The following is a 13,632-nucleotide window of genomic DNA, read 5'->3' on the forward strand; positions in this document are numbered from 1 at the left end:
GCATTCCAGCTCTGCCCCGCCATGCCAATCGGCTTGAGCGTCTGCCCATGGAACCACTCGGTGAAGCGCCAATCGTCCAGGCTGTTGACATGGGCGAGCTTGGCCAGTTCCTGCTCGGCCAGCGCCTTCTTGCCCAAACCGGCCAGCGTCAGCGCCCAGAAGCCACCGATGAAAGGCCAGATGCCGCCGTTGTGGTACTGGTGCGGGTGGTTTTGATTGTGGCGGCCCATGTAGGCGCGCCACAGCTCGTGGTCGGCGTCAATGGGCGTGGTCACGGCGCGCACCGGGTAGGGGTTGGCCACTTCGGCCGTCTGCAGCGTCTTCACCACCTCTTGCGCCATTGAATCACCCGCCAGGCCATACAGCACGGCCAGGATGTTGCCAAACACATCGCCCTCGTCGCCCACGAAAGACAGGTTCACAAAGCTGAGGTACAGGCCCGGGTTGCGCTGACCGCGCCGCGCGTAGTGGCTCAGCAGGCGACCACGGCGGTACTCGGGCAGGTCGCGCTTGAAGGGGTGGAACAGGTGGTTGAAGTGGTAGTGCGTCTCTGCCAGGCGGGGCAGCTCGAACAGCAGCTTGACGCGGTACCACAAGGCGTTGGTGTACAGCACGAAGCCCGAGCGCGGCATGATGTCGGCCCAGTCGCTGGCCTCGTTTTGCTGCAGCAAGAAGAACTTCTGGTGTTCTTGCGCCATCAGCCAGTTGATGGCGAGCGCCACTTGGGGTTGCCAGCGCTCGGCCATGCCCTGTACCTGGCCATGGCGGCGCACGTGGTCCACGGCGATCAGCCACCACAAGGTGGCGTCGATGCAGCCCAGGTACCAGAAGTCGGCGTCCTGGCCTTCGGGGTCCACGTACTTGGGGATCTGGCCGTTGCGGGCTTGCAAATCGGCCAGCGAATCCAGGCTGGCCACCGCGCCTTGCTCCAGCACCGCATCGCCGCTGCCGGCCATGGCCAGCACGCAGATGGCGGCGTCGCGGCCAAACACGCGGGTGTAGCTGCGTGCTTCGGCGGCCTCGGTGCGGCTGGCCGCGAGGATGCCGCGCGGTGTGAGGTTGCGCCGCAGCAAATCCAGTGACTCGCGGGTGCAGCGGTTCACCAGGGTGTCTTCATCCAGACAAGGGCTGTTCATGGGTTGCTCAGGGAATCCTGTCACGCTGCTTGGTGGGCCACCATTCTTCCAGGCGGGCCGCCGCCCATTCTCTCCCGCCCAGCCCAAACGCCAAAGCAATGGCCAGCACGACGCCGCCCAGCACGATGAGGAAGGCATCTCGAATGATGGTGCCGCCCACTTCCATCTGGTCCAACGCGATCATCACCACAAAGGCCATGATGGCGTATCGGGCCAGCCGGGACAGGGAATCGCCATCGTGGATGCCGGCGTTCTCGCAGTAGGTGTAGACGGCATTGGCCACGAAGCGCGCGAAGTAGGCGCCAAAGGCCAGGATCAGCAACGCCACGATGACCTTGGGCACGAACCACATCACGCGGCCCAGCAATTCGGTCACGTGGGTCAGGCCCAGGCCGTTGAAGGCCACCACCAGCGCGATCAAGATGACGAGCCAATAAGCGAGGAGGCCGAACAGATCCACCGTGTCGATCAGGGTGCCGCCTCTTTTCAGGAAATTGTCCATGCCCGAGCGTTTGGTCAGGATGTGGAAGTTGATGGCGCGCAGGCCGCGCTGGATGGCGAAGCGCGCGGCCTTGGCCAGCAGGATGCCCAGCAGCATGACCACCAGGGCCACGCCCAACCGGGGCAGGAAAGCCCCCAGCTCGTGCATGAAGGCCCTCACGGGTTCGAGGTACACGTCGACTCTGTCCATGGATTCGTTCTCCTAGCTGGGCACCTGAAGGATGCTGAGGATGCCCTGCAGCGGGATGCGCACCCAATCTGGGCGATTGTTCAGCTCGTAGCGCAGTTCGTACAGCGCTTTCTCAAGTTCGAACAAACCTAACAAACCTTGGCCGGACTGCAGGGTGTCGTGCAGGCCCGCGCCCCGGTTGGCTTGGGCATAGGCGGTGAGGAAGGCGCGTCGAGCCTGGGCTTCCCATTCGGCCGCGAAGGGCGCCAGTGTGCTCAGCTCTTCATCGTTCACGGCCGAGGCGCGCAGTGCGCTCAGACGGGCGTAGCTGAAGGATCGCAGCATGCCGGCCACATCGCGCAAGGGCGATTGTTTGATGCGACGCTCGGCGAAGCTGCGGCCCGGTTCGCCTTCGAAGTCGATGATGACGAAATCGTTCTTGGTGAGCAAGACCTGGGCGAGGTGGTAGTCGCCATGGAAGCGGGTCTTGAGGGCGCGGGGTGTGTCGGTGGTGAAGTGTTGGATGCACTGCTGGATCTGGTCGCGGGCAGCGAGCACTTGCTGGGCTTCTTGTTGCACCTCAGGGCTGTCCAGGTGGCTCAGCTTGCTTTGCAGCAAGGCGAGTGCGGCTTGGGCATCGGCGCTGATGTGTTGGCGGTAGGCGTGCAGGTCAGCGGCGGTCAGCGGTTCGGGCTCGAAGGCCGGGTTGCCGGTGCGTTGGGCGAAAGCTCGGTGCAGTTGCGCGGTTCGCAAGCCCAGGGTGGCGACCAGGGCCAGGTAGGCGCCATGCACGCCTTCGGGCACGGACTCCAGGCTGGTGCGGCGCATCTCCAGGTGGCGCTGCAGGTAGCCGGTGGTGTAGGTCCAGCCATCGCCCTGGTTGGGCACATAGGCTTGCACAATGAACAAGGTCATGACGGTGCCGCCGTTGGCGGTGTACTCCAGCGCACCGGCCACGGGCACGCAGTTCGGGAACTTGACGACCTGGGTCAGGAAGCGGCCGATTTCCACTTCCGGGTTCACGCCAACGCGGATGCGGCGGTAGCCTTTGAGGAACAGCCGTTCGTTCACGGTGACGATGGTGTTGCTGCTTTGCGCTTGCGGCTTGCCAATGGGCAGGGCTTTGAGCTCATCGCCGACCAGCGTGTTGAACAGGTCGGTGGCACGGAAGTGGAGCTGGCCTTTGTCCGTATCCAAGGTTTGGTTGGTGGCGATGGCCTGCAGCAGAGCGCGGCAGAAAACCTCGTCGGCAAAAGCATCGGCCATCAGGCCCACACTGGCTTGCTGGCGCACCCGCGCCACGGCGGACACGGCCAGGCCGCGCATGCGCTCTTCGTCCTTGTCCTCCCAGGCCATGGCCAGGGGCAGGAAGTAGGCGGAGCCGTCCTGGCCAGCACCGTCGATGTCGACAATGGTCAGCAGCCAGCTGTGGCGGCCCGCTTCCCACACGGCGCAATCAACGATGCCCGCGCTTTTGATGGCCGCGCCTTTGGCGGCGTACCAGCGCTGGGTCTCGATGTAGCGGGGCAGCATCTGGTTCTCAAACTGGGCGCGGGTCTTGATGGCCAGGCCAATGCGCCAGGGCACGACCTGGTCGCGGAACAGGCTGAGCCAACCATCGAACAGCACCAGCACGGGCAGCTCTTCGGTGGGCGTGCGGTCCTGGTGCCAACTGGGCACGCTGACGTCGGTGCTCAGTTTGAACCAGTAGAAACCATGCGCGGGGATGGTCAGCAAGTAGGGCAGGTCGCCGACGGGCGGAAAGGCGGTGCGGCCCAGCATCTCGACCGGCACGCGGCCTTTGAAGCGCGACAAATCAAGTTCGACCGGCTGGGCCGATCGGCTGAGGTTGGCCACGCACAGGATGGTGTCCTCGCCATGCTCGCGCATGTAGGCCAGCACCTTGCGGTTGCCGGGCTTGAGGAAGTTGAGCTCGCCGCGGCCAAAGGCTTGGCTGGTCTGGCGCACGGCCAACATGCGGCGCATCCAGTTGAGCAGCGATGATGGATCGCGCATCTGCGATTCGACATTGACGGCCTGGTAGCCGTAGACGGCGTCCATGATGGGCGGCAGGTACAGGCGCTGCGGGTCGGCGCGCGAGAAGCCGGCGTTGCGGTCGGGGCTCCACTGCATCGGGGTGCGCACGCCGTTGCGGTCGCCAATGAAGACGTTGTCACCCATGCCCAGCTCATCGCCGTAATAGATGATGGGCGAGCCGCGCATCGACAGCAGCAGGCTGTTCATCAGCTTGATGGTGTCGATGTTGTTTTCCATCAGGGGCGCCAGTCTGCGCCGGATGCCCAGGTTGATGCGCGCACGCGGGTCGGCCGCGTAGGTGTTGTACATGTAGTCGCGCTCTTTGCTGGTCACCATCTCCAGCGTGAGCTCGTCGTGGTTGCGCAAAAAAATCGCCCACTGGCAGCTGTCGGGGATGTCCGGCGTCTGCTGCATGATCTCGGTCACCGGGAAGCGATCCTCTTGCGCAATGGCCATGTAGATGCGCGGCATCAAGGGGAAGTGGTAGGCCGCGTGGCACTCGTCACCATCGCCGAAGTACTCGCGCACATCCTCGGGCCACTGGTTGGCCTCGGCCAGCAGGAATCGATTTTGGTAGCTGGCGTCAATGGCGGCGCGCAGCTGCTTGATGATGTTGTGCGTCTCGGGCAGGTTCTCGTTGTTGGTGCCGTCGCGCTCGATCAGGTAGGGGATGGCATCCAGGCGGAAGCCGTCTACGCCCATGTCCAGCCAGAAGCGCATGGTCTTGAAGATGGCCTCCAACACCAGCGGGTTGTCGAAGTTGAGGTCGGGCTGGTGGCTGAAAAAGCGGTGCCAGTAATAGGCCTTGGCGATCGGGTCCCAGGTCCAGTTCGAGGACTCGGTGTCGGTGAAGATGATGCGGGTGCCAAGGTATTTCTGGTCGGTGTCGCTCCACACGTAGAAGTCGCGCTCGGGCGAGCCGGGTGGCGCTTTGCGAGCGGCCATGAACCAGGGGTGCAGGTCGGAGGTGTGGTTGATGACCAGCTCGGTGATGACCTTGAGGTCGCGCTTGTGCGCCTCGGCCAGCATCAGCTTGAAGTCGTCCAGCGTGCCGTACTGCGGGTGGATGTCGTCGTAGCCAGAGATGTCGTAGCCATCGTCGCGCAAGGGCGAGGGGTAGAAGGGCATCAGCCAGAGGGTGTTGACGCCCAGGTCTTTCACGTAGTCCAGCTTGGCGGCCACGCCTTTGAAATCACCCACGCCATCGTCGTTGGAATCAAAAAAGGCCTTGACGTTGAGCTGGTAGATGACCGCGTCTTTGTACCAAAGGGCGGCATCCGTCACCGGCGTGGTGGCGCCTTGTTCGGCTTCTTCCAGGTGCGGTGTTCGCGGTGCGTTCATCGTCGCGCTCTCAGGCGAAGTTGTCGAAGTGGCGTTCGTCCTGCACCCGCTTTCGCAAGCGGAAGACATGGGCTGGCGTTTGCCTCGGATCCAGTATGACGAAGTTGCGCAAACCCTGCCAGGTGAAGCGTTGGTCGCTGAGCAGGTCGTGCACTTCGTAGTGGGAGGTGGGGCTGAGCTTCAAGGCTTCGGCGTCCAGGGTGACCCAGCCCGACTGGGGGTTGTGCGGGTCCAGGTTGACGATGCTCAGGATGAGGTTGTCGCCATCCGCCGTTTGCTTGTCCGTCTGCTTCGAATAAGCGATGAGCTGGTCGTTGTCGGTGCTGAAGAAGCGCAGGCTGTCGTTGGACTGCAGGGCCGGGTTGGCGCGGCGGATCGCGTTGACCTTGGCGATGAACTGGGCCAGGCTGTCGGGTCTGGCGACATCCCAGTCGCCCCAATGGCGCAACTGGTACTTTTCGGAGTTGAGGTATTCCTCACTGCCATTGCTGCGGGGCACGTTGTCCAGCAGTTCGTAGGCCGGGCCATAGAGGCCATAGCTGGACGACAAGGTGGCGGCCAGCACCAGGCGCAGCGCAAAGATGGGGCGCCCGCCGGCATGCAGGTGCTCGCTCAGGATGTCGGGCGTGTTGGGCCACACATTGGGGCGGAAGTAGTCCTTGCCGGGGCCTTGCGACAGCTCGGTGAAGTATTCGGTCAACTCCTGCTTGGTGTGGCGCCAGGTGAAGTAGGTGTACGACTGCGAATAGCCCAGCTTGGCCAGGCGGTGCATGACCTTGGGCCGTGTGAAGGCCTCGGCCAGGAAGAGCACCTCGGGGTGTTCACGCTTGATGGCGGTGATGGCCCATTCCCAGAAAGGGAAGGCCTTGGTGTGCGGGTTGTCGACACGGAAGATGGTCACACCTTGGGCGATCCAGTGGTCGAACACGCTTTTGAGTTCTTGCCACAGGGCGCGCCAGTCGTAGGTCTCGAAGTTGAAGGGGTAGATGTCCTGGTATTTCTTGGGCGGGTTCTCGGCGTATTGCACGGTGCCATCGGGCCGCCAGCGGAACCATTCGGGGTGGGCCTTGACCTCAGGGTGATCAGGGGCGCACTGGAAGGCGATGTCCAGGGCGATCTCCAGGCCCAAGTCCTTGGCCTTGCTGACCAGGGATCGGAAGTCCTCCATGGTGCCCAGCTCGGGCAGCACATCTTTGTGTCCACCTTCTAAAGCGCCGATGGCCCAGGGGCTGCCCACATCGCCGGGCTCAGTGGTCAGGGCGTTGTTGCGGCCTTTGCGCTTCTCGCGGCCGATGGGGTGGATGGGCGGAAAGTACAGCACGTCAAAACCCATCTCTGCGACGTAAGGCAGGCGTTGTTCCACATCCTTGAAGCTGCCGTGCTGGCCGGGTTCGGACGAGGTTGAGCGGGGGAAGAGTTCGTACCAGGTGCTGAAGCGGGCGCGTTCGCGGTCGGCCACCAGGGGCAACTCGATGGGGAACTGCGTGGCCAGTTGGCGGTCGGGATGGCGGCGCGCCACGGCCGCCCGTGCCTCGTCCAAGGCCAGGGCTTTGAGCGCTTGAGCCTCGCCACCGCTTTGGCGCAGTTGCCTGGCCCAGGCCATGAGTTCGGTCTGGTCGGTGGCCTTGGCGCGCTTGGCGGCATCGTCGATCAAATCGGCCCCCACCAGCGCGGCGATGCGGATGTCCTCCTCATCGACTCGGCGCGTCAACTCGTGGCGCCATGATTCGAAATGATCGACCCAGGCCGCCACGCTGTAGAAGTAGCGGCCGGGTGCCTCGGGGGTGAAGCTGGCGAACCACTCGTCATTGCTGTCGAGTGCCATCTCCACTTCCTGCATGGTGGCCTGAGCTTCGGGCCGCCACAGCAGCATCACGCGCAACACATCGTGCCCATCGGTGAAGCAGTTGGCCTGGATGCGCATGGGCTCACCCGCGATGGCCTTGACAGCGAAGCGGCCGGCGTCGACCGCTGGCAGCACCGCGTCGATCACCGCACGTTGTCGGTCTTCCTCGTTGGGGATCAGGTCCGTTGGGGCGGGGCGCTTGCTAGAGGGCGTGGCCATGCGCCTCCAGTTTGAGGATGATGGTGGACAGGGGCGGCAAGATCAGTTGCAGCGAGTGAGGCCGGCCGTGCGACTCTTCAGGCTGGGTGTCTGCCCCGCCCAGGTTGCCCCAACCCGAGCCGCCAAACTCCTGGGCATCGCTGTTGAAAATCTCGCGCCAATGGCCTGCGGTGGGCACCCCCACCTGGTAGTGCTCGCGCGGCAAGGGGGTCAGGTTCACCGCCACCAGCAAGGGGGCGGTTCCTGGCTGGCCTTTGCGCAGAAAGACCACCACCGTGGCACTCATGTCATTGCCTTCGATCCACTCAAACCCCGCGTCGGTGAAGTCGATCTGGTGCAACGCCGGCTCGCCGCGGTAGACGCGGTTCAACTCGGTGATCAAACGCTGGATGCCTTGGTGCTCGGGCTGATCGATCAATCCCCAATCGAGTTGGCCCTCGTGCGTCCATTCACGCTCCTGCGCGAACTCACCGCCCATGAACATCAACTTCTTGCCCGGGTGTGTCCACATCAGGCCGTACATGGCGCGCAGATTGGCGAAGCGCTGCCATGGGTCGCCCGGCATCTTGCCCAACAGTGACCCTTTGCCATGCACCACCTCGTCGTGCGACAAAGGCAGCACGAAGTTCTCGTTGAAGGCATACACCAGCGAGAAAGTCAGCTTGCCCAGGTGGTGCTTGCGGTGAATGGGGTCTTGGTGCATAAAGGCCAAGGTGTCGTGCATCCAGCCCATGTTCCACTTCATGCCAAAGCCCAGGCCGCCCATCGAAGTGGGCCGAGACACCATCGGCCAGGCGGTTGATTCTTCTGCGATGGTGACCACGTCGGGATGTTCGCGGTAGACGGCCTCGTTGAGCTTGCGCAAGAAATCGACGGCTTCCAGGTTCTCCTTGCCACCATGCTGGTTGGGGATCCACTCGCCATCCTTGCGGGCGTAGTCCAGGTAAAGCATGGAGGCCACAGCGTCCACGCGCAGGCCATCGATGTGGTACTTCTCCAGCCAGAAAATGGCCGAAGAGATCAGGAAGCTGCGCACCTCACCACGCCCGTAGTTGAAGATGCTGGAACTCCACTCCGGGTGAAAGCCTTGGCGCGGGTCGGCATGTTCGAACAGGTGGGTGCCATCAAAGTAATGCAGGCCGTGTTCGTCGGTGGGGAAGTGCGAAGGCACCCAGTCCAGGATCACGCCAATGCCCCGCTGGTGCAAGTGGTCCACGAAGTACATGAAGTCTTGTGGGGTGCCGTAGCGAGAAGTGGGGGCGAAGTAGCCGGTGGTCTGGTAGCCCCATGATCCATAGAAGGGATGTTCCGTGATGGGCATCAGCTCCACGTGCGTGAAGCCTATCTGTTCAACGTAGTCGGCCAAGGAGTGCGCCAAGTCGCGGTAGTTCACCGGGTCTTGGCCGCGCCGCCACGAGCCCGCGTGAAATTCGTAAATCGACATGGGCGCGTCCAGGCTGTTGCGTCGGTGCCGCTCGCCCATCCAGGCTTCGTCGCTCCAGGCGTATTGCAGCGACCACACGCGCGATCCTTGGGCGGGCGAGACTTCCGCGTATACCGCGAACGGGTCGGCCTTGTCCGCCACATGGTGTCCACCCAAGCCATGGACGCGGTATTTGTACGCCTGACCATGGCGGGCTTGGGCGGCCGCCCCCTCCCACACGCCACTGTGGTCGTGGCGGGCGGTCAAGGGATCGGCCTGGGCGTCCCAGTGGTTCCAGTCGCCAATGACGGACACGCTGGTCGCATTGGGCGCCCAGACGCGAAACTTTGCGCCCTCCTGCTCATGCCGCAGGTGGCAACCCATCTTGTCATGCAGCCTGGCATGAGTGCCTTCGCCAAACAGGTACAGGTCTTGGTCGGTCAACACGTTGTGCCTCTGCGCCATGGTTCGCTTGATTCTGAAGACGTGCGGCAATCCACGTGCCCGCCTCCGGTTGAGCAGGCGCGGCAGTTGCTCTGGTAGTTTGTTTTCAACTCCCAGGTTGCCCATGATTCAGATCCATCGATCCGCTGCGGCCCTGGGGCCCCTGTTGTTGGGCATGGCGTGTGCAACTTTTACCTTGTCGGCCTGGTCCTTTGAAAAGGTTTCTGCCCCCGTTCAGGAGTTGGCCACTTCGGTGACGCGGACGAACGACAGCCGTGGGCAACCCTTTGCCATCCTCGACAAGGTGCAGGCCAGGCTGTTTGTGTTTGAAGCCACTGGAGCGATGCTTGCGTCGTCGCCCGTCTTGCTGGGCAGTGCCCGTGGCGATGACTCAGTCCCTGGCATTGGCAAACGCAAGATCGAAGATATCCGCGCTTCAGAGCGAACCACGCCAGCCGGTCGCTTTGTCGTCGAGGCGGGGCGCAACGCGCAAGGTGAGGATATTTTCTGGGTCGACTATGACGCTGCGGTCTCGATGCACCGGGTGCGTGCGACCAACCCGAAGGAGCGCCGTCTGCAGCGTTTGGCCACAGCCACCCCGGCCGACAACCGAATCTCCTACGGCTGCATCAACGTTCCGGTGGCTTTCTTCAACACCGTGGTGAACCCGGCTTTCCGGGGGCGCCGAGGTGTGGTGTACGTGATGCCCGAAACCCGGTCAGCACGTGAGGTGTTCAGTGCCTTGAAAACCAACAAACCGGGCTCGTGACCCGGTTTGTTGGCTACAACCAAACCACACCTGGATTAGTTGCGGTCTGCGCGGGGTGGGCGTTCAGGGCTCATGACGGGTGCGGTCGTTTCGTTGGTGCCAGTGTTGGTGCCAGCGCCGGTCGCGGGCATGTTGTTCAGGCCATCGTTGGCGCTGCCACCGGTCCTATTGACCGTGCCGTTGGTGCCAGCAGGGCCGCGGTTCAGGCGATTGGTGGTTGTGCCGTTCGTGGTCCCATCGTTGCTCATGCCGGTGGTTGGCGGGGTGCTCATCGTGCCGGTAGAGTCAGTGGCGCCGGCGTCGCCCTGACCTGACGATTGCGCGTAAGCGAAGCCAATGCCTCCTGCCAAAGCGGCGGTCACGGCGGTGATGGTCAAGCCTTTGCTCAGTTTGCTCATGATGTTTCCTCAGAAGTTGAATGCCCGTGGGGGCGGGATTCCTCGAACAAGTTGGTCCGTGGCCCCTGTGCTGTGGCAATGGGTGTTCCCAACGCGCCTTTGGGCAAGCAGGGCCGCTTGACCTGGTCGTTGAGCCACCGACCAACCTGACCAGCAAATGCTGCAGCACGATCGACCGATCTGGCCGCCTGAACCTAGCGGCAAGTGATACATGAATGAAATTCAACTCATTGTGAAAACATGTCGCTTGATTCAAATTGGTCATTTGCGCAGACTGCGAGGCATCCCCACTCATTTTTCAGAGAGATTCCATGGCCCGCACTCACATCCTTGGTTTCCCGCGCGTTGGCGCCCACCGCGAGCTCAAGTTCGCGCAAGAATCGTTCTGGCGTGGCGAGTCCGACGATGCCGCTTTGCGCCAAGTGGGTGTGCAGCTTCGCCAGCGCCACTGGCAGGCGCAGAAGGATGCGGGTCTGAACAGCGTGGCCGTGGGTGATTTCGCCTGGTACGACCAGATGCTGTCGACCTCCGCCTTGCTCGGGTCCTTGCCGACGCGCTTTGGCTTCGATGCCCGGCAACTGAGCCTGAGCCAGTACTTTGAGCTGGCGCGCGGCAACCAGGCCCAGCCCGCGATGGAGATGACCAAATGGTTCGACACCAACTACCACTACCTGGTCCCCGAGCTGGACGCACAAACCACCTTTGACGGCGGCGTGGACTGGCTGTTCGACGACATCGGCGAAGCCCTCGCGCAAGGCCTGGCCGTCAAGCCGGTGTTGATCGGCCCGATCACCTACCTGTGGTTGTCCAAGTCGCACGTGGCCGGCTTTGACCGCCTCAGCCTGTTGCCCAAGATCGTGGCCGCCTACCAGCGCATCCTCACCCGCCTGGCCGACCTCGGCGTTGGCTGGGTGCAGATCGACGAGCCCGCGCTGTGCCTGGACCTGGGCGCCAACTGGCGCGCGGCTTATGCACCGGCGTATGCCGACCTGGCCGGCACGGGCGTCAAGCTCTTGTTGGCCACTTACTTCGACACGGCCGCCGACCATGCCGTGTTGGCCGCGCATTTGCCAGTGCAAGGCTTCCACATCGACCTGGTGCGGGCGCCGCAGCAGCTTGATGCCTGGCGCCAGGTGCTGCCCAAGGAGGCGGTGCTGTCGGTGGGCGTGATCGATGGCCGCAACATCTGGCGCACCGACTTGCGCCGCGTGCTCACCCTGTTGCAGCCGCTGCAAGCCGAGCTGGGCGACCGCCTCTGGGTGGCGCCATCGTGCTCCTTGCTGCACACGCCGGTGTCATTGGCCAGTGAGTCGAAGCTGGATGCCGAGATCAAGTCCTGGCTGGCCTTTGCCACCGAGAAGCTGGGCGAGTTGAACGTGCTGGGCCAAGCCCTGAACCAGGGCGAAGCCGCCATGGCCGCCGAGCTGGCTGCCTCCGATGCCGCGCAAGCGTCGCGCCGCCTGTCCCAACGCGTGCTCAACCCCCTGGTGCAAAAGCGCTTGGCGGCCGTGACCACCAGCATGGTCCACCGCGCCAGCCCCTTTGCTCAGCGCATCAAGAAGCAGCGCCAGGCCTTGCAACTGCCGCCGTTGCCCACCACCACCATCGGCTCCTTCCCTCAGACAGCGTCCATCCGCCAGACGCGGGCCGCCTACAAGCGTGGCGAGCTGAACGCCCTGGACTACCTGCAACGCATCCGCAGCGAGATCGAGCTGGCCGTGCGCAAGCAGGAAGAGCTGGGCCTGGACGTGCTGGTGCATGGCGAGGCCGAACGCAACGACATGGTCGAGTACTTCGGCGAGCAACTGTGGGGCTATGCCTTCACCGAGAACGGCTGGGTGCAAAGCTATGGCTCACGCTGCGTCAAGCCGCCCATCATCTACGGCGATGTGTTCCGCCCTGAACCCATGACGGTCGAGACCACGCGCTACGCCCAGTCGCTCACCGACCGCCTCATGAAGGGCATGCTCACCGGCCCCGTGACGATGCTGCAATGGTCCTTCGTGCGTGACGACCAACCCCGCGAGACCACCGCCCTGCAACTGGCCCTGGCCATCCGCGAAGAAGTGTCTGACTTGGAGAAGGCCGGCATCAAGGTGATCCAGATCGACGAGCCCGCCATCCGCGAAGGCCTGCCCTTGCGCCAGCGCGACTGGGCCGCCTACCTGGAATGGGCCGTGCGCGCCTTCAAGATCACGGCTGCCAGCGTGAAGGATGAAACCCAGATCCACACCCACATGTGCTACGCCGAGTTCAACGACATCCTGCCGTCCATCGCGGCCATGGACGCCGATGTGATCACCATCGAGACCTCGCGCTCGGCCATGGAGTTGCTGGATGGTTTTGGGGCTTTTGACTACCCCAACGAGATCGGGCCGGGCGTGTACGACATCCACTCGCCGCGTGTGCCGGGCGTGGACGCCATGCAGAAGCTGCTGGAGCGCGCCTGTGAGGTGATTCCGCCGCAACGCTTGTGGGTCAATCCTGACTGCGGTTTGAAGACGCGGGGCTGGATCGAGACCGAAGCGGCCTTGTCCAACATGGTCAAGGCGGCCAAGGCGCTGCGCCTCAAGCTTGGCGAGCAGGGCGATGAAGCCTGGCTGCGCGTGGTGCCGCGCGGGGAGGCGGCTTTCAAGCAGGCCGCCTCAAGCCATGTTCATGGCACGGGCTGCAACGACTGCGGTCAAGCGGCCTGATGGGGCAGCTGTCAGCGCAGCACGCTGCGGTAGAAAAGCGCCATGCGCTTGAGCCGGGCCTCGGTACATTGCTCTGGCGTGCCCTCTTGCTGACCGCGCAACACGCGTGAGAGCTGGTCGCCCAGCACGCAGTTGATCAGGTGCACGGGCAACTGGTCTTCGGGCAGGTCGTCCAGCAACTGGGCGCGCACGTCGGGGCGTTTCAGGAAGCGCGCAATGGCGTCGCGCGTGACGTTCGGGCCCATGGCGAAAAAGGTCTCGACCACTTCGGGATTGCCGCGTGCCTCGGCGGCGAGCATGCGCTGCAGCGCCATGGCCTCGGGCGACGTCAACAGGCTGTAGAGCCGCGCCGAGAAATCGTCGAGCACCTCGCGGATGGGGCGCTGGTCCTTGTCCAGATCAATGCCGGTGAAGAACTGGGCGCGCTTGTCTTGCAGCAGGGCGCTCAGCAAACCGTTCTTGCCGCCGAACTTGATGTAGATGGTGCGCACGGCCACGCGCGCTTCACGGGCAATCATCTCCAAACTGACGCTGCCGAAGCCTTTGTCGAGGAAGAGGCGGCCGGCCGTGTGCTTGAGGTTCTCCAGCCGGGCCTCGACTTCGTCGGCGCGTGGGCGGCCGGCGCCCTTGCAAGCGACTTTCTTGGCGGCGGC

Annotated in this window: 9 protein-coding genes; 2 read left to right on the forward strand and 7 right to left on the reverse strand. The window is 63.5% G+C overall.

Annotated elements, in window-relative coordinates; genetic code table 11:
- The 5 genes from H7225_RS14365 to glgB all read right to left on the reverse strand — a co-directional run.
- A partial coding sequence (locus tag H7225_RS14365; RefSeq protein ID WP_290662982.1) for a glycoside hydrolase 100 family protein occupies positions 1-1,136 on the reverse strand: 1,136 nt, incomplete at its 3' end.
- Positions 1,137-1,143: 7 nt separating this feature from the next.
- On the reverse strand, positions 1,144-1,827 hold the full coding sequence (locus H7225_RS14370) for a hypothetical protein (protein WP_290662984.1): 684 nt from the start codon (positions 1,825-1,827) through the stop codon (positions 1,144-1,146).
- A 12-nt stretch (positions 1,828-1,839) separates the two neighbouring features.
- Positions 1,840-5,184: a maltose alpha-D-glucosyltransferase gene (gene treS / locus H7225_RS14375; RefSeq protein WP_290662986.1), complete on the reverse strand. Its 3,345-nt coding sequence runs from the start codon at positions 5,182-5,184 to the stop codon at positions 1,840-1,842.
- 10 nt (positions 5,185-5,194) lie between these two features.
- Positions 5,195-7,249 carry an alpha-1,4-glucan--maltose-1-phosphate maltosyltransferase gene (locus H7225_RS14380; RefSeq protein WP_290662988.1) on the reverse strand — a complete coding sequence of 685 codons (2,055 nt, stop codon included), beginning with the start codon at positions 7,247-7,249 and terminating at the stop codon, positions 5,195-5,197.
- Positions 7,233-9,137: a 1,4-alpha-glucan branching protein GlgB gene (gene glgB, locus H7225_RS14385; RefSeq protein ID WP_290662998.1), complete on the reverse strand. Its 1,905-nt coding sequence runs from the start codon at positions 9,135-9,137 to the stop codon at positions 7,233-7,235. Before glgB ends, H7225_RS14380 begins: the two co-directional genes overlap by 17 nt.
- A 103-nt stretch (positions 9,138-9,240) precedes the next feature.
- Between glgB and H7225_RS14390 the strand changes: the two genes are divergently transcribed.
- Complete coding sequence (locus tag H7225_RS14390) at positions 9,241-9,885, forward strand: L,D-transpeptidase (RefSeq protein WP_290662990.1); 645 nt, start codon at positions 9,241-9,243, stop codon at positions 9,883-9,885.
- 35 nt (positions 9,886-9,920) lie between these two features.
- Here H7225_RS14390 and H7225_RS14395 read toward each other — a convergent pair whose 3' ends face one another.
- Positions 9,921-10,283, reverse strand: a complete 363-nt coding sequence (locus H7225_RS14395) for a hypothetical protein (protein ID WP_290662992.1) — start codon at positions 10,281-10,283, stop codon at positions 9,921-9,923.
- A 311-nt stretch (positions 10,284-10,594) separates the two neighbouring features.
- Between H7225_RS14395 and metE the strand changes: the two genes are divergently transcribed.
- Entirely contained in the window at positions 10,595-12,979 is a 2,385-nt protein-coding gene (gene metE / locus H7225_RS14400) for a 5-methyltetrahydropteroyltriglutamate--homocysteine S-methyltransferase (protein ID WP_290662994.1), read from the forward strand.
- An 11-nt stretch (positions 12,980-12,990) separates the two neighbouring features.
- Here metE and H7225_RS14405 read toward each other — a convergent pair.
- On the reverse strand, positions 12,991-13,632 hold a 642-nt coding region (locus H7225_RS14405), incomplete at its 5' end, for a TetR/AcrR family transcriptional regulator (protein WP_290662996.1).

Source organism: Aquabacterium sp. (genome assembly GCF_014378415.1).
In the GTDB taxonomy this organism is placed as follows: Bacteria; Pseudomonadota; Gammaproteobacteria; order Burkholderiales; family Burkholderiaceae_C; genus Aquabacterium.

Bases quoted from the DNA above. Each gene is read 5' to 3' on its own strand.
- H7225_RS14370 (WP_290662984.1), bottom strand. From the start codon at position 1,827: ATGGACAGAGTCGACGTGTACCTCGAACCCGTGAGGGCCTTCATGCAC.
- treS (WP_290662986.1), bottom strand. From the start codon at position 5,184: ATGAACGCACCGCGAACACCGCACCTGGAAGAAGCCGAACAAGGCGCC.
- H7225_RS14380 (WP_290662988.1), bottom strand. From the start codon at position 7,249: ATGGCCACGCCCTCTAGCAAGCGCCCCGCCCCAACGGACCTGATCCCC.
- glgB (WP_290662998.1), bottom strand. From the start codon at position 9,137: ATGGCGCAGAGGCACAACGTGTTGACCGACCAAGACCTGTACCTGTTT.
- H7225_RS14390 (WP_290662990.1), top strand. From the start codon at position 9,241: ATGATTCAGATCCATCGATCCGCTGCGGCCCTGGGGCCCCTGTTGTTG.
- H7225_RS14395 (WP_290662992.1), bottom strand. From the start codon at position 10,283: ATGAGCAAACTGAGCAAAGGCTTGACCATCACCGCCGTGACCGCCGCT.
- metE (WP_290662994.1), top strand. From the start codon at position 10,595: ATGGCCCGCACTCACATCCTTGGTTTCCCGCGCGTTGGCGCCCACCGC.